23 protein-coding genes are annotated in these 22,375 nt (G+C 71.6%); 7 read left to right on the top strand and 16 right to left on the bottom strand.

Annotated elements, in window-relative coordinates:
* Positions 1-55: 55 nt before the first annotated feature.
* Positions 56-484 (top strand): winged helix-turn-helix transcriptional regulator, encoded by a 429-nt coding sequence (locus ACFQU4_RS36370; RefSeq protein WP_377501785.1) that lies wholly within the window; start codon positions 56-58, stop codon positions 482-484.
* Here ACFQU4_RS36370 and ACFQU4_RS36365 read toward each other — a convergent pair.
* Positions 466-1,242 (bottom strand): SDR family NAD(P)-dependent oxidoreductase, encoded by a 777-nt coding sequence (locus ACFQU4_RS36365; protein WP_377501783.1) that lies wholly within the window; start codon positions 1,240-1,242, stop codon positions 466-468. The two genes, ACFQU4_RS36370 and ACFQU4_RS36365, sit on opposite strands and share 19 nt — an antisense overlap.
* Positions 1,243-1,293: 51 nt before the next feature.
* Between ACFQU4_RS36365 and ACFQU4_RS36360 the strand changes: the two genes are divergently transcribed.
* Entirely contained in the window at positions 1,294-1,704 is a 411-nt protein-coding gene (locus ACFQU4_RS36360; protein WP_377501781.1) for an NUDIX domain-containing protein, read from the top strand.
* Positions 1,705-1,765: 61 nt separating this feature from the next.
* On the opposite strand, the gene ahcY is transcribed toward ACFQU4_RS36360, so the two are convergent.
* Together ahcY and ACFQU4_RS36350 are read right to left on the bottom strand one after the other, a co-directional pair.
* Positions 1,766-3,202 (bottom strand): adenosylhomocysteinase, encoded by a 1,437-nt coding sequence (gene ahcY, locus ACFQU4_RS36355; protein WP_377501779.1) that lies wholly within the window; start codon positions 3,200-3,202, stop codon positions 1,766-1,768.
* Positions 3,203-3,289: 87 nt separating this feature from the next.
* On the bottom strand, positions 3,290-3,493 hold the full coding sequence (locus ACFQU4_RS36350) for a hypothetical protein (protein ID WP_377501777.1): 204 nt from the start codon (positions 3,491-3,493) through the stop codon (positions 3,290-3,292).
* Between the two features lie 64 nt (positions 3,494-3,557).
* Here ACFQU4_RS36350 and ACFQU4_RS36345 point away from each other — a divergent pair, with 64 nt between their 5' ends.
* The gene (locus tag ACFQU4_RS36345) at positions 3,558-4,730 is read left to right on the top strand and encodes a sensor histidine kinase (RefSeq protein WP_377501775.1); all 1,173 of its coding nucleotides are present in this window, start codon (positions 3,558-3,560) and stop codon (positions 4,728-4,730) included.
* The gene (locus ACFQU4_RS36340) at positions 4,727-5,323 is read left to right on the top strand and encodes a response regulator (RefSeq protein ID WP_377501773.1); all 597 of its coding nucleotides are present in this window, start codon (positions 4,727-4,729) and stop codon (positions 5,321-5,323) included. The genes ACFQU4_RS36345 and ACFQU4_RS36340 overlap by 4 nt, the downstream gene beginning before the upstream one ends.
* A gap of 18 nt (positions 5,324-5,341) precedes the next feature.
* On the opposite strand, the gene ACFQU4_RS36335 is transcribed toward ACFQU4_RS36340, so the two are convergent.
* Complete coding sequence (locus ACFQU4_RS36335; protein ID WP_377501771.1) at positions 5,342-5,905, bottom strand: TetR/AcrR family transcriptional regulator; 564 nt, start codon at positions 5,903-5,905, stop codon at positions 5,342-5,344.
* A gap of 87 nt (positions 5,906-5,992) precedes the next feature.
* Between ACFQU4_RS36335 and ACFQU4_RS36330 the strand changes: the two genes are divergently transcribed.
* Positions 5,993-6,967 carry an aldo/keto reductase gene (locus ACFQU4_RS36330; protein ID WP_377501769.1) on the top strand — a complete coding sequence of 325 codons (975 nt, stop codon included), beginning with the start codon at positions 5,993-5,995 and terminating at the stop codon, positions 6,965-6,967.
* Positions 6,968-6,998: 31 nt separating this feature from the next.
* Here ACFQU4_RS36330 and aroQ read toward each other — a convergent pair whose 3' ends face one another.
* The 11 genes from aroQ to ACFQU4_RS36275 form a co-directional block, all read right to left on the bottom strand.
* Positions 6,999-7,439 carry a type II 3-dehydroquinate dehydratase gene (gene aroQ, locus ACFQU4_RS36325; protein ID WP_377501767.1) on the bottom strand — a complete coding sequence of 147 codons (441 nt, stop codon included), beginning with the start codon at positions 7,437-7,439 and terminating at the stop codon, positions 6,999-7,001.
* A 16-nt stretch (positions 7,440-7,455) separates the two neighbouring features.
* On the bottom strand, positions 7,456-8,445 hold the full coding sequence (locus ACFQU4_RS36320; RefSeq protein WP_377501765.1) for a cation diffusion facilitator family transporter: 990 nt from the start codon (positions 8,443-8,445) through the stop codon (positions 7,456-7,458).
* 30 nt (positions 8,446-8,475) lie between these two features.
* Positions 8,476-9,504, bottom strand: a complete 1,029-nt coding sequence (locus ACFQU4_RS36315; RefSeq protein WP_377501763.1) for an SIS domain-containing protein — start codon at positions 9,502-9,504, stop codon at positions 8,476-8,478.
* Positions 9,505-9,512: 8 nt separating this feature from the next.
* Positions 9,513-9,701 carry a Trm112 family protein gene (locus tag ACFQU4_RS36310; protein WP_377501761.1) on the bottom strand — a complete coding sequence of 63 codons (189 nt, stop codon included), beginning with the start codon at positions 9,699-9,701 and terminating at the stop codon, positions 9,513-9,515.
* 57 nt (positions 9,702-9,758) lie between these two features.
* On the bottom strand, positions 9,759-11,120 hold the full coding sequence (locus ACFQU4_RS36305) for a phosphomannomutase/phosphoglucomutase (protein ID WP_377501759.1): 1,362 nt from the start codon (positions 11,118-11,120) through the stop codon (positions 9,759-9,761).
* A gap of 34 nt (positions 11,121-11,154) precedes the next feature.
* Positions 11,155-11,529 carry a DUF3499 domain-containing protein gene (locus tag ACFQU4_RS36300; protein ID WP_377501757.1) on the bottom strand — a complete coding sequence of 125 codons (375 nt, stop codon included), beginning with the start codon at positions 11,527-11,529 and terminating at the stop codon, positions 11,155-11,157.
* 78 nt (positions 11,530-11,607) lie between these two features.
* Positions 11,608-12,063, bottom strand: coding sequence for a metallopeptidase family protein (locus tag ACFQU4_RS36295; RefSeq protein ID WP_377501755.1), 456 nt, complete (start codon positions 12,061-12,063; stop codon positions 11,608-11,610).
* Positions 12,048-13,589, bottom strand: a complete 1,542-nt coding sequence (locus ACFQU4_RS36290) for a DUF5719 family protein (RefSeq protein ID WP_377501753.1) — start codon at positions 13,587-13,589, stop codon at positions 12,048-12,050. Before ACFQU4_RS36290 ends, ACFQU4_RS36295 begins: the two co-directional genes overlap by 16 nt.
* The gene (locus ACFQU4_RS36285) at positions 13,589-16,930 is read right to left on the bottom strand and encodes a glycosyltransferase (RefSeq protein ID WP_377501751.1); all 3,342 of its coding nucleotides are present in this window, start codon (positions 16,928-16,930) and stop codon (positions 13,589-13,591) included. The genes ACFQU4_RS36290 and ACFQU4_RS36285 overlap by 1 nt, the downstream gene beginning before the upstream one ends.
* Positions 16,931-17,279: 349 nt before the next feature.
* The gene (locus ACFQU4_RS36280) at positions 17,280-17,537 is read right to left on the bottom strand and encodes a WhiB family transcriptional regulator (protein ID WP_179750449.1); all 258 of its coding nucleotides are present in this window, start codon (positions 17,535-17,537) and stop codon (positions 17,280-17,282) included.
* Positions 17,538-17,833: 296 nt separating this feature from the next.
* Positions 17,834-19,147 carry a hypothetical protein gene (locus tag ACFQU4_RS36275; RefSeq protein WP_377501748.1) on the bottom strand — a complete coding sequence of 438 codons (1,314 nt, stop codon included), beginning with the start codon at positions 19,145-19,147 and terminating at the stop codon, positions 17,834-17,836.
* 170 nt (positions 19,148-19,317) lie between these two features.
* On the opposite strand from ACFQU4_RS36275, the gene cofD reads away from it, so the two are divergent.
* Both cofD and cofE read left to right on the top strand, forming a co-directional pair.
* Entirely contained in the window at positions 19,318-20,298 is a 981-nt protein-coding gene (gene cofD, locus ACFQU4_RS36270) for a 2-phospho-L-lactate transferase (protein WP_377501746.1), read from the top strand.
* A complete protein-coding gene (cofE, locus tag ACFQU4_RS36265; RefSeq protein WP_377501744.1) occupies positions 20,295-21,230 on the top strand; it encodes a coenzyme F420-0:L-glutamate ligase in 936 nt (311 codons plus the stop codon). Before cofD ends, cofE begins: the two co-directional genes overlap by 4 nt.
* Positions 21,231-21,813: 583 nt before the next feature.
* Here the strand turns inward: cofE and ACFQU4_RS36260 are convergent.
* On the bottom strand, positions 21,814-21,945 hold the full coding sequence (locus ACFQU4_RS36260) for a hypothetical protein (protein ID WP_377501742.1): 132 nt from the start codon (positions 21,943-21,945) through the stop codon (positions 21,814-21,816).
* Positions 21,946-22,375: the final 430 nt, after the last annotated feature.

The raw sequence follows: 22,375 nt of genomic DNA, 5'->3' as shown, positions 1-22,375 counted from the left end.
CTGACTCTAGGCTAGACTGCACACAGATTGCAACTACTTTGGAAAGCACATCATCATGGCGACCTCGCGCTCGGAATGCCCGCTGAATCTCGCGGTCGAACTGCTCGGCGACCGGTGGTCGCTGCTGATCCTGCGCGACGTGATGTTCGCGGGCCGGCGGCACTACCGGGAGCTGCTGCTGGGATCGGACGAGGGCATCTCGACGAAGCTGCTCGCGGACCGGCTGCAGGCCCTGACGGCGGCCGGGATGCTGACCCGGCGGCCCGATCCGACCCACCGGCAGAAGGGGATCTACAGCCTCACCGAGCGCTCGATCGCCCTGCTACCGGCGCTGGTGCAGTTCGGCGTCTGGGGGCATCGGCAGCTCGGCGCGGACGACGAGCTGAGCCGCACCGCGGAGACGCTGGACCGGGGCGGCTCGAAGGCGCAGCGGGCGTTCATGGCCAGGCTGCGCCAGGATCACCTTCAGGCAGGCGGGGTGTAGCGTCCGTCGACCGCGGTCCAGCCGCCGTCGACCATGAGGCAGCTGCCGGTCACGTAGCTGGCCGCGTCGCTGGCCAGGAAGACCACCGCGCCGGCGATCTCGGACGGCTCCGCCCACCGGCCCAGGGCGCTCTTGCTGGCGTACGCCGCCGACCACGCCTCGTCCGCCCGGATCTGCGCGGTCAGTGGGGTGGCGACGATGCCGGGCGCGACCGCGTTGCAGCGGACCCCGCGCGGACCGAACTCCGCGGCCGCGGTGCGCAGCAGCTGGATCAGCCCGGACTTCGTCGCCGCGTACACCCCCTGGCCGGGCTCGACCGTCGTCGCCCGGATCGAGCTGAACCCGATGATGCTGCCCCGGCCGCGCTCGGCCATCGGCCCGCCGAACGCCCGGATCAGCCGGAACGAGGCCGCGAGATTGAGCCCGATCACGCGGTCGAACTCGTCGTCGGTGTAGTCGACCAGCCGCTTGCGTACGTTCGTCGCGGCGGTGAAGACGAGCACGTCGAGGTCGGAGAACTCGGCCGCGGCGGCCGTGATCGCGGCGCCGTCCAGCACGTCCAGCGGATAGGCCTGCGCCCCGGCGAGCTTCGCCGTGTCCGCGGCCGCGTCAGCATCGAGATCGGCGGCGATCACCTCCGCACCGTGCGCCGCCAGGGCCAGCGCCGACTCGCGCCCGATCCCGTTCCCCGCCCCGACCACCAGCGCCCGCCGCCCGTCCAGCCGGAACAACCGGGCGTAATCGTCCATGATCACCATCCCCAGACCCTACTGCCCGGCGGTTCAGCGGCGTCCAACTAGGTTGGCGGCGTGACGGAGACGGGGTTGATCCGGGTCTGCACGGTCGTCCTGCGGGACGGGGCCGACCGGATCCTGACGGTACGCAAGCGCGGCACGGACTGGTTCATGCTGCCGGGCGGGAAGCCCGAACCGGGCGAGACGGCACGCCAGACGGCGGTCCGCGAGTGCCACGAGGAACTCTCGGTGATCTTGAACGCCGACGAGCTCCGGGAGCTGGGCACGTTTCGCGACGTCGCGGCGGGTCAGCCCGACCGGGAGGTCGAGTCGACGGTCTTCGATCATCCGCCGGTCCCGGTGGCCGCCCCGGCCGCGGAGATCGAGGAGCTGCGCTGGCTCGACCTCGGTACCGACCCGTTGCCGGAGGATCTCGCGCCGCTGCTGCTCTGCCAGGTGGTCCCGGCCCTGCGCCGCAACGGCTGATGGCCGGCCGAACCGCACCTGGAGTGCGGCTCGACCGGCCATCGGCTCGGAGGTCAGAACCTCAGTAGCGGTAGTGGTCCGGCTTGTACGGGCCCTCGACCGGCAGCCCGAGATACTCGGCCTGCTTGTCGGTGAGCGTGGACAGCTTCACACCAAGGGCGTCCAGGTGCAGCCGGGCGACAGCCTCGTCCAGGTGCTTCGGCAGCACGTACACCCCGACCGGGTACTGCTCGGTCTTGGCGAACAGCTCGATCTGGGCCAGCACCTGGTTGGTGAAGGAGTTGCTCATCACGAAGCTCGGGTGGCCGGTGGCGTTGCCGAGGTTCATCAGCCGGCCCTCGCTGAGCACGATGATCGAGTGCGCCTTGTCGGTGCCGGCCTCGAACGTCCACTCGTCGACCTGCGGCTTGATGTTGGTCCGCTCGACGCCGGGGATCTTGGTCAGCCCGGCCATGTCGATCTCGTTGTCGAAGTGGCCGATGTTGGACACGATCGCCTGGTGCTTCATCCGGCTCATCTGGTCGGCGGTGATCACGTTGAAGCAGCCGGTGGCGGTGACGTAGATGTCGGCGACCGGGAGGGCCTCCTCCAGCGTGGTCACCTGATACCCGTCCATCGCCGCCTGCAGCGCGCAGATCGGGTCGACCTCGGTGATGATCACGCGAGCGCCCTGTCCACGCAGGGATTCCGCGCAGCCCTTGCCGACGTCGCCGTACCCGCAGACGACCGCGACCTTGCCGCCGATCAGCACGTCGGTGGCCCGGTTCAGGCCGTCGATCATGGAGTGCCGGCAGCCGTACTTGTTGTCGAACTTCGACTTGGTCACGGAGTCGTTGACGTTGATCGCCGGGAACAGCAGCGACTCGGCCTTGGCCATCTCGTACAGCCGGTGCACGCCGGTGGTGGTCTCCTCGGTGACGCCCTTGATCGCGTTCGCCACTTCGGTCCAGTTCCGGCCGGCGGCGATCGACGCCTTCAGCACGGACAGGATGACCTGCAGTTCCTCCGGATCGTCGGCGCCCGGCTCGGGCACCTCGCCGGCCTTGCTGTACTCGACACCCTTGTGTACGAGGAGCGTCGCGTCACCGCCGTCGTCCAAGATCATGTTGGCCAGTTCGCCGTTCGGCCAGCTGAGAATCTGCTCGGTGCACCACCAGTACTCCTCCAGCGTCTCGCCCTTCCAGGCGAACACCGGGACACCCTTCGGGTCCTCCGGGGTGCCGTCACCGACGACGATCGCCGCGGCGGCGTGGTCCTGGGTCGAGAAGATGTTGCAGCTGGCCCAGCGCACCTCGGCGCCGAGCGCGACCAGGGTCTCGATCAGCACCGCGGTCTGGATGGTCATGTGCAGCGAGCCGGCGATCTTCGCCCCGCTCAGCGGCTTACTGTCTCCGTACTGTTCCCGCATCGCCATCAGGCCGGGCATCTCGTGCTCGGCGAGCCTGATCTCCTTGCGGCCGAATTCGGCGAGGCCGAGGTCTGCTACGCGAAAGTCCATGCCGGTCAGACTAGACCACCCCGATGAAGTTCCTCGCCCCCGTTGCACTCGTCCGTACAACTCGGCGGCGACCGGGCCGGATCGGCCTCAGGACGATCGTTCGTCGGTGCTCGACGGCTTGCCGAACAGGGCCGTCAGAACCCACAGCAGACCGAGGGTGGTGGCACCGACGATCGAGACGGTGCCCATCACCGGCGACCCGGCGACGGCCATGATCGCGATGGCCCCGCCGAAGACCACCGAGGCGACAATGAGGATCTTGACTGCAAATTTTCGCTCCATGTTTGACATGATCTGATGCATCCGGCACGGGCGGTGTCCGCCGGACGATGGACAACCTCGGGGCGGGGAGGCCATGGATTCCTCGAGTACGGAGCGGGTGGCTCGAGCCCAGGACGCCTGGCAGCGAAGCTATCCGTTCTGGGACGCCTACTTCGGGATCGCCCTGGTCGGCACCATCGCCATCGTGGTCCTGCAGGAGGGCCCACCGCTGACCACGGGGATCGTCGTGGCCCTGCTCCTGCTGCTGGCCGGCGCCTACGTCCTGGCCGGTCGCCGGGCGATCCGCACCCAGGTCCGGCCGACTCCGGGCACCTGGTGGTACGTGGCCGCCATGATCATCCTGTTCCTGCCGGCCACCGTGCTGATCCCCGCCGCGGCGTTCGGGCTCGGCGCCCTGGTCCCGCAGGCCTTCATGGCGCTGCGGATCCCGGTGGCCGTCGCGGTCATGGCCGTCCTGTGTTCCGGCGCCGCGTTTCGCTGGATCACCCTGGCCGGCGCCAATCCCTGGCAGGCGATCTTGATCCTGCTGATCCTGCTCAGTTCCGCCGCCGTGCTCGGCGTGGTGATCGATCGGCTCGGCGTCCAGAACACCGAACGGGCCCGGCTGATCGAGCAGCTGGATCGCACCCGGAGCGAGCTCGCGGCGGCGAACCGGCAGGCCGGCGTGCTGGCCGAACGGGAGCGGCTGGCCCGCGACATCCACGACACGGTGGCCCAGGGACTGGGCGCCATCTCGATGCTGCTGCAGGCGGCCGAGGCCGAGACCGGCGCCAACGACCACCTCACCTCCGCCCGGACCGCCGCCCGGGAGAATCTGGCCGAGGTACGGAGCCTGGTCGCCGCGCTCACCCCACCGGTCCTCGCCAACGGTTCGCTGGACGCCGCGCTCGCCGAGCTGGCCCGGCGTTGCGTACCGCCGGCCGACCTCGACCTCCCCGACGACCAGGGTTCCGGCGGACGCCGCGACCCGGCGCAGGACGAAGCCCTGTTCCGGATCGCGCAGGAATCGGTCAGCAACATCGGCCGGCACGCCCACGCCGGGTCGGCCCGGATCGTGCTGACCTCGGACGAGGGTGGCCGGACGCTGGTCATCGCCGACGACGGCGTCGGCTTCGATCCGGCCGAGCCGAGCCGGGGCTACGGCCTGTGCGGGATCCGCGGCCGGGTCGAGCAGGCCGGCGGCCGGCTGACCCTCGACAGCCGGCCGGGCGGCGGCACCACGATCACGGTCAGGCTCCCGTGGTGAGGGTGCTGGTCGCCGACGACCACGCGCTGGTCCGGCAGGGAATCCGCGGCATGCTGGCCGCCGTCGACGACATCGAGATCGTCGCCGAGGCCGCCTCCGGCGACGAGGCCGTGACCCTGGCCCACCGCCTCGCGCCCGACGTGATCCTGATGGATCTGCGGATGCCGGGCGGCGACGGCGTCAGCGCGATCCGGCGGCTCGACGGGCATCGGGTCATCGTCCTGACGACGTACTCGGACGACGCCGACATCCGGCCCGCCATCGAGGCCGGCGCGGTCGGCTACCTGCTCAAGGACGTGTCGATCAACGAGCTCACGGCGGCGATCCGGGCCGTCGCCGCCGGTCGCCAGGCCTGGTCTCCCGAGGTGACGGCCCGGCTCACCCGGCGGGCCGAGCCACCGGCCCTCTCCGACCGGGAACGGGAGGTGCTCGGCCTGGTCGGCGAGGGGCTGACCAATGCCGAGATCGGGGCCCGGCTCTTCATCGGCGAGGCGACGGTCAAGACCTATCTGGTACGGATCTTCGGCAAGCTCGGGGTCGCCGACCGTACCGCCGCGGTCGTCGCCGCCCTGTCCCGCGGCCTGCTCCCCTGACCCGACGCGCGGTACCGGTCAGCGCGCCGAAGCACCGTTCAGGTAGAGATCGACCAACGAGTCCCCGACCGACTCGATCCCGGCATCGCCGGCCATCACCCGGGCCAGGCCGTGCTCCAGCAGGGCGGCCAGCGAGCCCAGCAGGACGTCGGCGCCGACCTCCGCCCGGAAGGTTCCGTCGGCCAGCCCGCGGTCGATCAGGTCCCGGACCGGTCGCCGTACCTCCGCCTCGAGTTCACCCGAACTTCCCAGACCCTTCTTGTCCACGCTGGCCAGCACGGCGTACTTGGCGCCCGCGGTCAGGAAGGCCCGGGCCAGCCGGCCCAACGCGACCTCGACCGAGACCGCGTCGAGGTCGGCCGCCGCCACCCGAGCGGTGAGCTCGGCCGTCGCGGCCTGGATCAGACCTTCCAGCAGCGCGTCCCGATTGGGGAAATAGCGGTAGAGGGTGGCCCGGCCCACCCCGGCGGCCGCGGCGATCTCGCCCATGCTCGCCGTGAGCCCGCGCTCGGCCAGCACCGCGGCGGCCGCATCAAGGATCCCGGTCGCGATCCGGTCCTGCAGCGCGGGCTGTCGTGCCATGCCTCAGGAGATTACAGGCTGGTCCGACCTGGATTCATCTGTGTACGATGATGAGACACGCATGTCTCACGATCCAGGGAGGACCGCATGGTCACCGCCACCCGCAGCCTCGGCCGCACCGACCTCAAGATCACGCCGATCGGCCTGGGCTGCATGCAGTTCGCCGGCGCCGGGCTGGTCGCCCGCCTGTTCTACCCGCCGCTGGAACAGCCGGCCGTCACCGAGATCGTCGACGCGGCGCTCCGGGCCGGCACCGGCTGGTTCGACACCGCCGAGATGTACGGCCGCGGCCGCTCCGAACGAGCCCTGACCACCGCGCTGCGCGACCTCGGCGTCGCGCCGGGCCAGGTCCCGATCGCCACCAAGTGGACGCCAGGGCTGCGGACCGCGGGCAGCATCGTCCGCACGATCGACGACCGGCTGGCCGCGCTGCAGGGTCACCCGATCGCCCTGCACCAGATCCACCTGCCGTACGGCAGCTTCTCCTCACTGACCGCGCAGCTCACGGCGATGGCCCGGCTGGCCCACGAGCACAAGATCACCGCGATCGGGGTGAGCAACTTCTCCGCCCGGCAGCTGGAACTGGCGCACGCGGTGCTGGCCCGGCACGACCTGGTGCTGGCGTCGAACCAGGTGCAGATCAGCCTGCTGCACCGCGATGTCGAGCGGAACGGGGTGCTCGACCTCGCCCGGCGGCTCGGGATCACGCTGATCGCGTACTCGCCGCTGCGGTCCGGCCTGCTCACCGGACGCTTCCATGATCAACAAGCCCGGTCGGGCCTGCTCCCGTTCCGGCGGTTGGCCGGCGGCTTCGACGAGCGGACCCTGCGCCGCACCGCGCCGCTGATCGAGGAGTTGATCACGATCGGCCGCGCCCACGGTGCCAGCCCGAGCCAGGTCGCGCTGGCCTGGTTGATCACGTTCTACGGCGAGACGGTGGTGGCGATCCCGGGTGCCTCGAAGCCGAGCCAGGCGACCCAGGCGGCCGAGGCGATGTCGCTGGACCTGTCCGCCGACGAACTGAGCCGGCTTGATCAACTCTCCCGCTCGGCCGCGGCATGAGCCGGCGAACCGACCTGGCCTATCGACAGGCTCAGGGGGCGGAAGGGGACTCGGCGAGGCGGCGCAGGGCGAGTTCGTAGCCGGTGATGCCGAGGCCGGCGATCACTCCGGTCGCGTACGGCGTGATCACCGAGTGGCGGCGGAACTCCTCCCGGGCGTGCACGTTGGACAGGTGCACCTCGATCAGGTCCGCCGTCCGCTGGGCCACCGCGTCGGCGACCGCGATCGAGTAGTGGGTCCAGGCCGCCGGGTTCAGGACGACCGGGAACGAATGGTCGGCGGCCTCGTGCAGCCAGCCGACCAGTTCGCCCTCGTGATCGGTCTGCCGCACCTCGACCTCGACGCCGAGTTCCTTCCCGAACGCGACCAGCCGGTCCGCGAGTTGATCATGGGTGGTGGAGCCGTACACCTCGGGCTGGCGCTTGCCGAGCCGGCCGAGGTTCGGTCCGTTCAAGATCAGGATCTTGGTCATCGTCGGCTCCGCACGGTCAGTGGGACGGCGCGGCCGGGCGTTCCGGACGTGCCTGCGGCTGGTAGTCCTCGTGGTAGAGGTCCGGCTCCAGGTAGAGCGCGCTGACCATCGGGTCGGCGGCTCGGATCGCGGTCTCGGCCCGGTCGATCGTCTCGGCGACGTCGGTCGCCGTGTCCGTGCCGGTGACCGCGATCTTGGCCGCCACCAGCACCTCCTCCGGGCCCAGGTGCAACGTCTTCATGTGGATGATCCGGTCCACGCCCTCGGTGCCCTCCAGCGCGGCCTCGATCGCCTTGATCGACTGCGGCGTCGCCGACTCACCGACCAGCAGGCTCTTGGTCTCGATCGCCAGGGTGACCGCGACCGCCACCAGGAGCAGGCCGATCATGGCCGTTCCGACGACGTCGAAGTAGCCGTTCCCGGTGATCAGGGTCAGCCCGACACCGGCCAACGCGAAGACCAGGCCGACCAGCGCGGCCAGGTCCTCCAGCAGGATGACCGGCAGCTCCGGCGACTTGGCCGACCGGATGAACCGGCCCCAGGTCTGCCGGCCCTTGGACTTGCTGGACTCCCTGATCGCGGTCCGGAACGACAGTGACTCGGCGATGATCGCGGCGACCAGGATCGCGATCGGCAGCCACCACCACTGGCTCTCCAGCAGCTCGTTGGCGTGCCCCTCCTGGATCTCCTTGAACTTCTCGTACGCCTCGTAGAGCGCGAACAGACCGCCCACGCTGAACAGCACGATGGCGACGATGAACGCGAAGACGTACCGCTCCCGGCCGAAGCCGAACGGATGCTCTGGGGTGGCCGCCCGCTGGGACCGGCGCCCGCCGACCAGCAGCAGGGCCTGGTTGCCGGCGTCGGCGACCGAGTGGATCGCCTCCGCGAGCAACGACGACGCCGCGCCTCCGGTCATGGCCCAGCCCGTGAACTTGCACAGGGCGATGAACGAATTCGCCGCCAGGGCCGCGACAACGGCCCTCGTCCCACCTTCAGCGCTCACGCCGGCTTATCTTGCCAGACGGCGGCCACCTCAGACGTCGTGGTAGCGGCCGAGCCCGACGGCGAGGAACACGGCCGCGAACATCCCGGTCTGCAGCAGCGTCACGTACCGCTCGACATCGGAGCCGCCGCGGTGACCGATCGTGTTGACCCGGACGTCGTTCCGCTCCGCCACCGACAGCAGGCCGGTGTGCGCCGTCCGGACCATCTCGTCGGTGTCACCGTCGTCCAAGATCAACAAGCCGGGCCGCCGGTCCACCGGCAGCACGTCGGTGAACGGGTCCGCGAACGGATCCCGCGGCGCCGCGCCGTCCAGGATCGGCATCAGCTCCCGGGCGTCGGCGGCCAGTGCCGCGCGGCCGGTCCCGGCCCGCACCGCCTCGGCCACCCGCCGGGAGGCCCGCGCCGCGAGCACCGAACCGCCCCAGACCAGCGGGTGCGCGTCGGCCAGCCCCAGGGCCAGGTCCTTGGCCGGGTTCTCCGACAGATCCCGGTACGCCGAGCAGTCCTCCGCCACCAGGTCCATCGCGTCGGCGACCAGGTCCGGCCGGACCATCGGGCCGAGCTGGGCCAGGTGCAGCGCGTCCAGGACCACGATCGCCGCGGCCAGCGTGTCGGCCGTCGTGGTCGGCAGCAGCGTGGTGGACCGGGAGCTGGTGTGGTCGGCCACCGGGGACGACTCCGGGCAGGCGACCAGCGACATGCTGCCCCGCCGGGTCGCCTCGGCGACGCTCATGATCAGGCCCGGCTCGGCGCCGTCGCTGGCCATCGCCACCACCAGGTCGAGCGCGCCGACCCAGCCGGGCAGGCCGTGGTGCGGCCAGGCCACGAACGGCACCGGGCAGACCGGTTCCAGCATGGCCCGGATGAACCGTGCCTCGGAACCGACCGCGATCACGGCGCGCGGCCGCGGGCCCTCGGCCAGCTTCTGCCGCGGCTGCTCGGCCGCCTCGGTCTCCCGGCGCAGCCGCGCCCCGGCCTCGGCGAGCCGCCGCAGCACCGGGTCCGCCCCGCGCAGGGCCTGCTGGTCGTCCAGCCAGGCGTCATCGAAGATCGTCATCGACGGGCCTACAACCCGTCCGGGCGACGGGCCTCGTCGATCAACAGGATCGGGATCTGATCCCGCACCGGATAGGCCAGTCCGCAGTCCGGGGCGACGCAGGTCAACTCGTCCCGATCATGATCAACCGCCAGCGCACCGTGGCAGCTGGGGCAGGACAGGATCTCCAGCAGTTCCGGCGCCAGTTCGACAACCATTGCACCCTCCTCAGGTCTCGCATCGCTAACCGTACCGACTCCGACCGGTGCTCCGGGTCAGGGACGGCGGATGTGCGACAACGCCTCGTCGCGGAGCGCGGTCATGGTGGCCTGGTCGGCGGCCTCGACGTTGAGCCGGAGCAGCGGCTCGGTGTTCGACGGCCGGACGTTGAACCACCAGCCGGGGCCCGAGACGGTGAGCCCGTCCAGGGTGCTCAGCTCGCCCCGATCATCGAACGCCGCGGCCAGCCGGTCCATGATCGACTTCTGGTCGGCGACGGTGGAGTTGATCTCCCCGGACTCGACGTAGGAGCAGAATTCCTCGACCAGCTTGGAAAGTGGCGCATCGGTGCGGCCGACCAGGGCGAGCACGTGCAGCGCCGCCAGCATGCCGGTGTCGGCGCCCCAGAAGTCGCGGAAGTAGTAGTGGGCGGAGTGCTCTCCGCCGAAGATCGCGCCGTGCTCGGCCATCGCGGCCTTGACGAACGTGTGCCCGACGCGGGTGATCACGACCTTGCCGCCGCGTCGCTGGACCAGCTCCGGCACCGCCCGGGAGGTGATCGTGTTGCAGACGATGGTCGCGCCCGGTTCCCGGTCCAGCTCCTGGCCGGCGATCATCGCGGTGATCACCGACGGGCTGACCACGGCGCCGGTCTCGTCGATCAGGAAGCACCGGTCCGCGTCGCCGTCGAAGACCAGCCCGAGGTCCGCGCCGTGCTCCCGTACGGCAGCCTGGGCGTCGACCAGGTTCTCCGGCTCCAGCGGATTCGGCGGGTGGTTCGGGAACGTACCGTCGGGGTCGGTGTAGAGGCCGATCAGATCGAGGCCGAGCGAGCCGAGCACGGCCGGCAGGGTGTGCCCGGCCATCCCGTTGCCGGCGTCCGCGACGACCCGGAGCCGGCGCAGCCCGGACAGGTCGACCAGCCCGTGCAGGTAGGCCGCGTAGTCCGCCAGCAGGTCCTGCTCGGTGATCGTTCCGCGCCGGGCCGCGGGCTCGACCGACGGCCCGGTCCGGACCCGGTCGGCCAGCGCGACAAGATCGGCCGAGGCGACCGGCAGCGCGCCGGCCCGGCAGAACTTGATCCCGTTGTCCGGCGCCGGATTGTGGCTCGCCGTGAACATCGCGCCGGGCAGGCCGAGCGCACCGGAGGCGTACCAGAGCTGGTCGGTGCTGGCCAGGCCGATGTCGATCACGTCGACGCCCTGGCTCGCCACCCCGTCGGCGAACGCGGCCGCGAACTCGGGGCTGGTCAGCCGCATGTCCCGGCCGACCACCAGCCGGTCCACGCCCGGCTGCAGGCCGGTGACCTCGACCCAGGCAGCGCCGATCGCACGGGCTCCGTCGGCGTCCCAGTCGGGGTCCGGCGCGACGGCGCGACCGCGGATGTCGTTGGCCTTGAAGATTCCGGGAGTGATCACCGGACCAGATTAGTGGGACGCCCCACCGGGCGGATCAGTTGTCGGGATCGGCGAGCACGGTCAGGTGACCGCGCCGGCCCAGCTCCACGACGCCGGAGGAACGCTCCTTGGAACCGTCCTCGGGCTGGGCCTGCTCGTCGTACCCGAGGCCCACCTCGCGGACGGCGTCGGCCAGCGCCAGCAGGTCGTCGGTGTTCGGCTCCGGCTCGTCCGGGATGGCCAGCCGGATCACCTCCCAGCCGCGGGGGGCGGAGAGCGCCTCGGCATGCCGGGAACAGAGGTCGTACCCGTGCGGATCGGCGCGCGTTGCCAGCGGCCCGAGCACGGCCGTCGAGTCGAGATAGACGTACGTGAGCGTGGCCACCGCCGTGCCGGAGCATCCCGATCGGGAGCAGCGCCTGGAGGTCACAAGAACCGACGCTACCTCCGGCCGGGACGCTTCGCCGGGAGGCTCGCCGCCATGATCAAGTTCGTGCCCGAACGGTGGTCAGAGCTCGTCGTCGTCGCCGTCCGGATCGAGCTCCGCGACGCTTCGGCCGGTCAGGGCGGACAGCTGCTCGACGACGGTCCGGTAGACCAGGATCCGCAGGCCGGACCGGGTCGCGGCGCGGTGTTCCAGCGGCCGCCGGTAGACGACGACCTGGCTGAGTCGGTCCGCGTCGCCGGAGATCGCGGCGGCCAACGGAACCTCGGCTCCGGTCCAGGCCCGTTCCAGATAAGGGACATCCTCGATGCCGAAGGTGATCCCGACCAGCGCGTCCGGGCAGTGGTGGCCGATCCGTTCGACGGCCTCGTCGACCGCGTCGGCGAAAAAGTCGGCCTTCGTCGGCGACCGGAACGGCCGGGCCGGGTGCCGGCTCAGCTGGTTCGGCAGCGCCAGCGGGCCGCGCAGGCCACGCTGGTGCCGGTCGCGGCGACTGGACACGGTCAGCGCGCCGTCCACGGGTCGTAGCTGGCCGGTTGGACCCGGTCGGCCACGTCCGGTGAGGACACCGCGAGGGTGGTGATCCCGAAGACGTCAGTGTTGCTGGTCCGGCGTTGCACCAGGCCGGCGTAGACGCCCGAGTTCTCCGGGGTACGGATCACGACGTAGGCCGGCAACGGCGAGCTCAGCTGCCGTACCAGTGTGCTGGCGGCGGCGACCTGGACCTTCTCCAGCTTCACCGTCACCCCGGCCATGCTGACCACCTCGATGATCACGTCCACCTTGCCCTCGCCGAGATGGCTGAGGACCAGCTGGCTCTCGATGCCGGACTCGCCGACGAAGGGCAGCACGCCGACCTCGCGCAGCGGCAGGGCCGCGGGCTGCACCGCGAAGTCGGGCACCAGCTTGTCGCCGGTCTCGCCCGCGCTCGGCGCATCGGACCGGATCGCCCCGGTGACCGGCTGGTCGCTGGTCAGCTTGACCGCGCCGGCCTGCTCCACCAGGCCCGGGCCGAGTTCGAGCAGGGCCGTGCTCTGCGCCGGCACGTCGATCTGGTCGCCGCCGGCGGGCACGAACTCGCCCTGCAGGCCGAGCCCGGCGATCTCGACGTGGGCCGGCACGGTGCCGGGGTTCGCCACCACGAGCTTCCGGCCGCCGGACCCGTCCGGTACGCCCGGAATGATCACCTGGTTGGCCGGCGCCGCCGAGGAGGCGTGCCAGTCGGCGCCGCGCGGCTCGTCGCCCTTGGACCGGTAGTCCCGGGCCATCACCGCGACCCGGCCGCGGGAGGCGACCAGTTGCGCCGACAGCGCGCCCTTCACGGTCACCATCGTGTCCAGCGCGATCACCCGGGACTGCAGTCCGGGGATCTCGATGCCGGGGCCGCCGGGCACCGGGACCGAGCCCTTGGAGCCGAGGAACGTGACGTCCACCTGGGCCGGGGTCTCGTCCGGGTTGGTGATCACCAACTCCGTCCGGAAGTCCTTCTCGGCGCCGATCCCGGCGAAGAAGTGGCTGGCCGCCGGCTTGCTGCAGGACGCGCCGAGCAGCCCCGAGTTCACCCCGGCGCTGCCGTTGGTCAGAGTCCCGGCGCTACTCGCCGTGGCCAGGCCGCGCTCGCCGGTGACGATCAAGGTGTCCTTCGGCGCCGCCTTGGTGACGCCCTTGCCGGGGTCGGTCACCTGGAACGCCGGCTTGTCCGCGCCGACCGGGGTGCCGGACAGCGTGCCCGGCTGGTCGTTCTTCTGCTTGTTGGCAACCGCCTGGACCACCGAGCGCACGTCGTCGCCGGTCGGCGCCGCCGGGCAGACCACGTTGGTCCGGCCGATCACCGGTTGCTGGGCCGGCGGCGGATCGGCGAGCGCCGGCTGCAGCAGCGAACCGCCGCCGAGCAGGATCGCGATGCCGGCGACGACCGCCAGCAGGCCGGCGCCGCGCTGCTGGGCGCCCGGCTCCGACACCGGCTGCCAGTCCACGACCTCGGGATCGTCGTCCTGGTAGGCGCGGCCCGGGTTCTGCTGCTCCGGGTACTGGTGTTCCGACATCAGACCTCCCCTGCCCCGCCGGCCGCGGCCCGCCGGGCAGACTTCGCCGGGTCCCGGACCTCGGGGCGGCGGATCGCCGGGGCGGCCAGGATCGCGGCGACGCCGAGAGCCAGCCCCTGCAACACGAGCAGCCAGTTCGCGGTCGGCAGCCGGTACTCCAGCCGGCCGCCCTGCGGCGGCAGCAGGAACGCCTGCTGCCAGCCGTCGTCGGCCGCCGCCAGCGGAATGCCGTCCAGCGTGGCCTGCCAGCGCCAGTCGGCCGGCTCACCCAGCTCGAGCCGCCGGTTCTCGCCGCCCGGCTCGATCGTCGTCCCGCCGGCCGGCATCGGGATCCGCTTCTTCCCGTCCACCAGGACGGCGCGGCTGGGCGGCGGCTGCACCTGCCAGACCATGCCGCGGAAGTTGCCGCTGGCCGTACCGAGGCCAGGCGTGTTGCCGACCAGGGCCTGCTCGGCCTCGTCGGCGCCGGTCACCCAGACGTAGCCGATGCCGAGCCGGCTCAGCTGCGGGGCGATCTCGGAGTCGCCGGTGCCGGCGACCAGCCGCCGCACCAGGTCGGTGGCCTGGTTGCGGGCCTCCATCGAGCCGCCGAGCGCGTAGCCACGGTCGGCGTCGCCGAGCCGGGACAGGTTCTCGTCGACCACCGAGTAGCGCAGTCCGTCGCCGCCGGCGTCGATCGCCAGCACCCGGACCTTGTTCTCCGAGGCCATCGCGTTGACGACGTACGGCGGCAGGGCGTCGAGGGGTTGCCGGGTGATCGGGCCGGCCGCGCCGCCGATCGCCCACCAGACGCCGGCGCCGAGGGTGACGGCGCCGATCAGGACGCCGGCGAGCACCGAGGCGGGCTGGATCCAGGAGAAGCTGCGGTCGCCGAGGTCGGTGGCCCAGCCGTCCAGGCCGGTGGCGGCGGCGACCAGCAGCGCCGCGAACGCGATCAGCAGGTAGGTGCCCGCCGACGGCCGGGCCTGGTCGCCGATCGGCGGCAGGTTCACCACCAGCCGGGACACCACGATCGCCATGGCGAGCGCGAGCCCGCCGGCGACCCACGCCGAGACCACCGTGTACGACTTCGGCCGCCGGGCGATGCCGACGGCGGCGAGCAGCCAGATCAGGCCGAACACGATCGCGCTGATCCAGACCGGCGGCAGCCCTTCGCCACCGGGCCGGCCGAGCATCAGCTCCCAGACCCGGGTGGCGTCGCCGACCCCGGTCAGCGCGGCGTCGGGCCCGACCAGCACCCGGCCCCAACTGGTGATCAGGCTCGGCCACCACGGCGCCAGCGCGATCAGCGGGACACCGAGCGCGATCAGGATCCGGCCCGCCTTGCGCGGCACCCGCCGGAGCACGATCGCGCCGGCGATGCCGAGCACGATCGCGAACAGCAGCAGGGACGGCTCGAAGGCGATCAGCACGACCAGGACCAGGCCGGCGCCCCAGCCGCCGCGCCAGGCCTCCGGGTTGCGCGGCCGGCGCAGCACCAGGGCGCGCACGGCGATGAACAGGAACGGCAGCGCGACCGCGATCACGGCCAGGCCGAGCCGGCCCTGGTTGGTGGCGCCGAGCAGCACCGGCAGCAGCGCGTACGTACCGGCGACCCAGATCCGGAGCCGGCGGTCGACGATGAGATGCCGTACCGCGAGGAAGCCGGTCAGCAGGGACAGCGGGACGACCCCGCAGAGCAGCAGCGTGACGAACCACTCCGGCTGCCCGAAGGTGATCGTCGAACCGAGCGCGACCAGGGCCAGCCACGGCGGGCTGGACTGGCTGGCCGCGCCGATGATCGGGGCCAGGGCGGCGTTCCAGGCCGCGGCCAGGGACTCCTGCGCCGGCAGCAGGGCCGGGCCGGAGAGCGAGCCGAGCCGGAGCAGGTCCCGGGCGGCGAGCACGCTGCCGGCGATCGCGACCACCAGGGCGATCACGATCGGGGCCAGCCATGGGCTGCGCGTCGGCTCGTCCCGGCCGACGGTCAGGTAGTCGTCGGCGGTGAGGTCGTCCAGCAGCGCGACCTCGCTGGCCCCGGCGACCGACTGGTAGCGGTCCGCGACGGCTCCGGTCAGCGCCTCGCCGGCCCGCCGGAAGCCGCCCCACCAGGGCGGCCGCAGTTCGCGGACCCGGTCACCGGCGCCGGAGATCGGATCGATCGCGGCGAGCCGGCGCCGCATCCGGCTGATCCGGCTCGGGTGGACGACGAACGAACCGAGCGCGAGCAGTTCGTCCAGGGAGCGTCCGGGCGCCTTGCCAACCAGGTAGCCGATGGCGCGCAGGATGCAGCTCCAGACCAGCCGGAGCCAGGTCCAGATGACCTGGGCGCCCGGGGCGTGGCCGACCACGACGAGCATGCCCAGCAGCCGGTCCGTCTTGCCCGGCCGGCGGCCGCCGATACCGCGCCGGCGCAGGCCGGCCCGGCCGACCTGGCGGTGCACCATCTCCGCAGCCGGCGAGGTGACGACGTGGTAGCCCTGCAGGTTGGCCCGCCAGCCGAACTCGACGCCGTCCCGGAACACCGGCACCGCCGGATCCAGGCCGCCCAGTTCGGACCAGGCGCTGGCCCGGACCAGCATCCCGCAGCTGGAGACGCCCAGTCGCGGCCGCGGCTCGTCGTGCTGACCCTGGTCGATCTCGCCCGGGTCGAGGCTGAGTTCGCGGCTGCCCGTACCGGAGATCGAGACGCCGACCTCGCTGAGCCGCCGGGTGGCCTGGCGCCGCTTGGGCAGCAGCAGCTTCGGGCCGGTGATGTCGATGTCGGGATCGGTGACCACGTGGGCCAGCAGCTGGTACAGCGCGTCCGGCGCCGGCACGGCGTCGTCGTGCAGCAGCCAGTACCAGGGCTCCCGCTGATCTTCCTCGCGGGTGAAGAAGAGCCGGGTGTCGGCGGATTCGTTGATCGCGGCGGAGTCGGCGGCGAGGGCCCGGGTGACCGCCTCCCCGAAGCCGGTGCCGCGCTTGCCCTGGTAGACGGCGTCCAGGATGCCGCGCGTCATCGCGTCGTGCAGCAGGTCCAGGGTGCCGTCCGTGGAGCCGTTGTCGATCGCGATCAGCCGGGTCGGCCGGACCGAGAGGTGAGACAGCCCGGTGAGGGTGGCGGAGAGCCAGCGCTCGGCGTCGAAGGCGACCAGCACCGCGGTGACCTCGCAACGCGAGACGTCGACCGGTCGGCTGTAGTCGTCCTCCTCCCGGGCCCAGGCCCAGGGGTCCACCTCACCGTCGTCGCCGACGGTGATCGCGGAAAGCTGGGCGGTGTCGATCAGCGGGTCGAGGTCGAGTTCGTACGACGCTGCCGGGTGGTGGCCGAGACTGCGTCGAGGCTCGAGAGCATCGTCGGGAACGATATCTCTGGCCATGTGGATTGTTGGAACCTTTGCAAGTCGTGGAACTCCCGCGGACCAGCAGTTCCAACGAGCAACCGACTGGGCCGGTTCCTCGTCGGCCTACGCGGGTCGAGCGAAGGGTACTGGGTACGGCGGTCCCCCGATGCGGATCGGGACGAGGGCCGGCCCCCGGCCGACGTCGCCCGAACAAACATCAAGGGCGCCCTGGTTGGGCGCCCCATACTCTATGCCGTCTTCCCCCCGACACTCCATCCGAACGATCACGCGAGCCCACCGAGATCGGGTCCGGAGACCCTGATCGTCGCGTCCTGAGCCTGTCGAAGGGCCCCGGTCCGATCGGCCCGGGAGCCCATCGAAGGGCTCAGACGGCGCGCTTCTTGAGCTTCCGCCGCTCTCGCTCGCTCAGGCCGCCCCAGATGCCGAACCGCTCATCATTGGACAGCGCATATTCCAGACACTCCGTCCGCACCTCGCAGGAAAGACAGACCTTCTTCGCCTCCCGGGTCGAACCACCCTTCTCCGGGAAGAACGCCTCGGGATCGGTCTGCGCACAGAGCGCCCGTTCCTGCCAGCTCAGTGCACCGAACTCGTCGTCGTCGAACTCCGGCTCCTCGTGCATCTAGCTGCACCTCCTCGACCCGATACCTGTTGTCGCCCGATGCCCGCATCCCTCCGGCTCGCGGTGGCCGTTGGAGGCGATCAGGTGTTGCTTGGTGATGGGCTTGGGGAACGTGATCCCATCGCCGAACAACATATGTGAAATTACATGCCTGTCAATACCGAGAAGTCAAGTGCAGACCTGATAATGCGCACTCGTCCGGCACCGTGGGCAGACGCCTCCGCAGGGTGCGCCGGGCGAGCGTAGCGGGCGCCGGGTCGACACGCCAACCCGAACGCACTCCCCCTGATCAAGCCTCAGTTCGGCCGATCCCACCAGTTCGGCTGGGCCTGCCGGGAGTCGGATCCGCTCGGCTGGTCGCCGGGCTGCTGGGGCTGGCCCGGCTGCTGGGCCTGCTGGTAGCCCTGGCCCGGGTTCACGGCGGACCCGGCCGACGCCGGCGGCTGGCCGATCGGGCCCGTGGGCTCGTACGCGCTCGGAGCGGAGCCGGGCTGGCCAGGGTTCGGCCCAGCGACCGGCGACGGCTGCTCCGGCTGTCCAGGCTGTCCGGGCTGGCCCTGCGGTGCCTGGTATTGCGGGCTCGGCTGGGCCTGCGGGTCCGGCTGCTGTGGCTGCTGCTGTGCTGACCCGTTGGGCTGGGGTTCGTTCTGGTGCGGCTGGGGCTGGCCCGGTGCGCCGGGCTGGCCGATCGGGCCGGTGGACTCGTACCCGCTGGCCGCGGAGCGCGCGGTCTGCACGTCGGACTGGGCCGTCCAGCCGCCCGGGGCGCCATGTTGATCATGCTGGCCGGGGTGCGCCGGCTGGGTCGGCGAATAGGGCTGGTTCGGCGAATGCTGCGGCTGCCACGTCCCCGGGCCGGCCGGCGGTGCCGGTTGCTGGGCCGGCGGCGCCGAAGCCTGCGAGGACGGCTGCTGGCCCTGCCAGGCACCGCCCCAGCCCTGGTCCCCGGGGCCTTGCTGCGGACCGGGTCCCTGCTGCGGTCCCGGGCCGTGCTGGGGACTGCCCGGCATCCCGGGTCCCGGCGGCATGCCAGGTCCTGCCTGCATCCCGGGTCCTGCCTGCATCCCGGGTCCGGCCTGCATTCCAGGGCCGGGCTGCTGCATTCCAGGGCCGGATTGGGGTCCCTGCTGGTAACCCTGCGGATAGCCGGGCGGGAGCGCGGCCGGTTGCGGCCGGGGCGCCGGCTGCGGCGCGGGCAGCGACTGGAAGATCCGCCACAGTGCGATGACGAGCAGCACCGGGATCACCAGCTCGGTCAGGTGGGTCAGGAACCCGAAGACCGGGTTGCTCCTCCCGGCGGCGAGCCCGAGCACGCTGTAGAGGAAGCCGACCAGCGTCGCCACACCGACCACGATCAGGGCGATCAGGGCGAGCAGCCGGGCGTTCTGCGTCTTGTCGTGGGCGCACCAGGCGACCATCGCGACCAGGGCCGCGGCCACCAGAACGTCAAGGGTGTCGGGCCCGATCGCCCCGGCGCCCCAGAGGAAGCCAGGTCCGTCCACGCCCGGGTAGAAGAACGCCCCGATCAGCTGGGCGAGCAGGCGTAGTCCCGCTGCCGCGAGCAGGATGAGGACTACGAGTTCTCGGTACTTCTTCAGCTCCTCGAGCATGGTCTCCCTACCTCGTACCGGACCGCCGAGTCGCGGGTCGGCGAACCTGTGGCCCCGAGCTTTGCTCAGGTCACCTTAGCCCTTCCCCGGCGGCCACTTCCCGTACCGCCATCACACACGCCGAGGGACCTCGACTGGCCCCCAGTTGGCCGGTGTTACAGACTGAAGCCGTGCAGATCGCAGTCCTGGCCGGCGGGGTCGGTGGTTCGAGGTTCACCGCCGGCGTCCGACACGCCTATCCCGACGCCGAACTCTCCGTGATCGTGAACACCGCCGACGACATCACCCTGCACGGGCTGCGGGTGTGTCCGGACCTGGACACGATGATGTACACGCTGGGCGGCGGCAACGACGCGCAGCGCGGTTGGGGGCGGCAGGGCGAGAGCTGGCGGGTCAAGGAGGAGCTGGCCCGCTACGGCGTCGAGCCGTCCTGGTTCGGCCTGGGCGATCTCGACCTGGCCACCCATCTGGTCCGGACCCAGTTGCTCGACGCGGGCTACCCGCTGTCCGAGGTCACCGCGGCCCTGTGCAGCCGCTGGCTCGCCGACGACCCGAAGCTGCGGCTGCTGCCGATGACCGACGACCGCGTCGAAACCCATATCGTGATCGCCGATCCAGACTCGCCGTCCGGGCGCCGGGCGGTGCACTTCCAGGAATACTGGGTACGCCAGCACGCCGAACCCGAAGCCCTCGACATGGTGCGGGTCGGGATGGACGACGCCGCTCCCGCCGCCGGGGTGCTGACCGCGCTGGAGTCGGCGGATCTGATCTTGATCGCCCCGAGCAACCCGGTGGTCTCGATCGGCCCGATCCTCGCCGTGCCGGGCCTCGCGGCCGGGCTGCGCAGCACTTCGGCGCCGGTGATCGGCTTCTCCGGGATCCTCGACGGGGCGCCGGTGCTCGGCATGGCGCACCGGCTGCTACCGATGATCGGGGTCGAGGTGAGCGCGGCCGCGGTCGGTCGGCACTACGGGCCCCGGTCCGGTGCCGGAGTGCTCGACCTGTGGGTGATGGACGACGCCGACGCCACGTCGGTCGAACAGCTCCGGGCCGACGGGCTGCCGGCGATCAGCGCCGACCTGATCATGGCGACCCCGGAGGCGACCGCCCGGTTCGTCCGGAAGGCCGCGGCCGAGGTCGGTGTCGCATGATCACGATCTTCGCGCCGGCCGGGATCGGCGAGGTCTCCGCAGGTGCCGATCTGGCCGAGTTGATCTTGGCGGCGATGGCCTCGGACGACGCCGGTCCGCTGGTGGACGGCGACATCGTCGTCGTCACGTCCAAGATCATCAGCAAGGCCGAGGGCCGGACCATGCGGGCCGACGACCGGCAGGCCGCGATCACCGCGGAGTCGGTCGGCACTGTGGCCCGGCGCGGCGAGTCCCGGATCGTACACACCCGCGGCGGGCTGACCATGGCCGCCGCCGGCGTCGACAACTCCAACATCGACCCGGGCACCGTCCTGCTGCTGCCGGTCGACCCGGACGCCAGCGCCGCGCGGCTGCGCGACGACCTGGTCGCCCGGACCGGGCTCCGGCTCGGCGTGATCATCTCCGACACCTCCGGCCGGGCCTGGCGGATCGGCCAGACCGACCTCGCGATCGGTGCCGCCGGGGTCCGGGTGATCGACTCCTACGCCGGCCGTACGGATCCGTACGGCAACGACCTCAAGGTCAGCGCGGCCGCGATCGCCGACGAGCTCGCGGCGGCGGCCGACCTGGCCAAGGAGAAGCTGACCGGCCGACCGGTCGCCGTCGTCCGCGGCCTCGGCCGGCACGTCGTCCAGCCCGGCCCCGAGGTCCCCGTGGCCCGCGACCTGGCCCGCGCCCAGGGCGAGGACTTCTTCCGCCTCGGCGCCCGCGAGGCGACCATCCTGGCCGTCCTCACCGCCGTCGGCCAAGCTGACCGGTACGAGTCGGTCCTGGAACACCACGACCCCGAATCCATGATCATCGACGTGATCACCGGCGCTGCCCTGACCGGCGACCAGGCCGACCTGGTCCGCCGCATCCTGGCCGTCCACGCCGACCTCGGCGCCGTGATCCCCAAGGTCGACCAACTCGTCCCCACACCCACCCCCTGACTCCGCCCACTCGCCCAACACCGCGGCGTTCCCACCCCGCTCGCCCCAACACCGCTCGTCCCCACCCCCCCGCTCGCCCAACACCGCTTCGTCCCAACACCGACGGTCCCCACAAACCACGCGTCCCCACCCCCGCCAGTCCCCACCCCGCTCGCCCAACACCCTCGACGCAACGGCGTGCGGTTGTCGACAAGCCCGCGGTGTTGGGACGAGCGGTCCGTGTCGGAATGTCGACAACCGCAACGTCCCTCCGCTCGCCCCCCACACCCCTCCTCCTAACACCCGCTTCGTCCCCACACGGCGCGTCCCCCACACCGCGCGTCCCCACCCCCGCTCGTCCCCACCCCGCTCGTCCCAACACCGCGGGTTTGTCGACAACCGCACGCGTTGCGTCGAGGTCCGTTGTCGGAATGTCGACAACCGCACGTCCCTCTCCGGGTTGGGCGTTGCCGGGGCGGTCGGGCGTGACATACGGCGGGCTGGGGTTGGTGGGCCGGCTCGGTCTGGCGAGGTGGGAGAGGTTGGCTGGAGGGAGACCGCGGGGGTGCCGGGCGAGGGGTGGCCGGTCGGCACGGTCGGGCGTTCACGTCGGCGCGAACGCGAGCGCGGGGATGTTGGGCGGGCGCTGATCTTCGGCGACCAGGTTGCGGCTCGAGTCGATCAACGGATCGATCATGATCATGAACTGGCGAACGCCGGCAGCGGGATCGACCATCGCGGCCAAGTATCCGCCAATCGGCGGCGAGCAGAGGGAAGTGCGGTTGTCGACATTCCGACACGGAACCCGACGCAACGCGTGCGGTTGTCGACAAACCCGCGGTGTTGGGACGAGCGGTCGTTGGGACGAGCGGTGTGGGTGCGAGCGGTGTTAGGACGAGCGGTGTTAGGACGAGCGGTGTTAGGACGAGCGGTGTTAGGACGAGCGGTGTTAGGAGGAGGGGTGTGGGGGCGAGGGGTGGGGGGGCGAGCGGAGGGGACGTGCGGTTGTCGAACACTCCGACACGGACCTCGACGCAACGCGTGCGGTTGTCGACAAACCCCGGTGTTGGGACGAAGCGGGGTGGGGACGAGCGGGGGTGGGACGCGCAGTGTGGGGGACGAGCGGTGTGGGGACGCGCGGTGTGGGGGACGCGCCGTGTGGGGAC

This window comes from Microlunatus sp. GCM10028923 (assembly GCF_042666975.1).
Classification (GTDB): Bacteria; Actinomycetota; Actinomycetes; order Propionibacteriales; family Propionibacteriaceae; genus Microlunatus.
The sequence above is the reverse complement of the archived record's forward strand: the minus strand, read 5'-3'. Positions and strand labels throughout refer to the sequence as shown.

Coding starts and splice junctions, on each gene's coding strand:
- ACFQU4_RS36370 (WP_377501785.1), top strand. CDS start 56: ATGGCGACCTCGCGCTCGGAATGCCCGCTGAATCTCGCGGTCGAACTG.
- ACFQU4_RS36365 (WP_377501783.1), bottom strand. CDS start 1,242: ATGGTGATCATGGACGATTACGCCCGGTTGTTCCGGCTGGACGGGCGG.
- ahcY (WP_377501779.1), bottom strand. CDS start 3,202: ATGGACTTTCGCGTAGCAGACCTCGGCCTCGCCGAATTCGGCCGCAAG.
- ACFQU4_RS36350 (WP_377501777.1), bottom strand. CDS start 3,493: ATGTCAAACATGGAGCGAAAATTTGCAGTCAAGATCCTCATTGTCGCC.
- ACFQU4_RS36345 (WP_377501775.1), top strand. CDS start 3,558: ATGGATTCCTCGAGTACGGAGCGGGTGGCTCGAGCCCAGGACGCCTGG.
- ACFQU4_RS36335 (WP_377501771.1), bottom strand. CDS start 5,905: ATGGCACGACAGCCCGCGCTGCAGGACCGGATCGCGACCGGGATCCTT.
- ACFQU4_RS36330 (WP_377501769.1), top strand. CDS start 5,993: ATGGTCACCGCCACCCGCAGCCTCGGCCGCACCGACCTCAAGATCACG.
- aroQ (WP_377501767.1), bottom strand. CDS start 7,439: ATGACCAAGATCCTGATCTTGAACGGACCGAACCTCGGCCGGCTCGGC.
- ACFQU4_RS36315 (WP_377501763.1), bottom strand. CDS start 9,504: ATGACGATCTTCGATGACGCCTGGCTGGACGACCAGCAGGCCCTGCGC.
- ACFQU4_RS36310 (WP_377501761.1), bottom strand. CDS start 9,701: ATGGTTGTCGAACTGGCGCCGGAACTGCTGGAGATCCTGTCCTGCCCC.
- ACFQU4_RS36290 (WP_377501753.1), bottom strand. CDS start 13,589: ATGTCGGAACACCAGTACCCGGAGCAGCAGAACCCGGGCCGCGCCTAC.
- ACFQU4_RS36285 (WP_377501751.1), bottom strand. CDS start 16,930: ATGGCCAGAGATATCGTTCCCGACGATGCTCTCGAGCCTCGACGCAGT.
- ACFQU4_RS36280 (WP_179750449.1), bottom strand. CDS start 17,537: ATGCACGAGGAGCCGGAGTTCGACGACGACGAGTTCGGTGCACTGAGC.
- ACFQU4_RS36275 (WP_377501748.1), bottom strand. CDS start 19,147: ATGCTCGAGGAGCTGAAGAAGTACCGAGAACTCGTAGTCCTCATCCTG.
- cofE (WP_377501744.1), top strand. CDS start 20,295: ATGATCACGATCTTCGCGCCGGCCGGGATCGGCGAGGTCTCCGCAGGT.
- ACFQU4_RS36260 (WP_377501742.1), bottom strand. CDS start 21,945: ATGGTCGATCCCGCTGCCGGCGTTCGCCAGTTCATGATCATGATCGAT.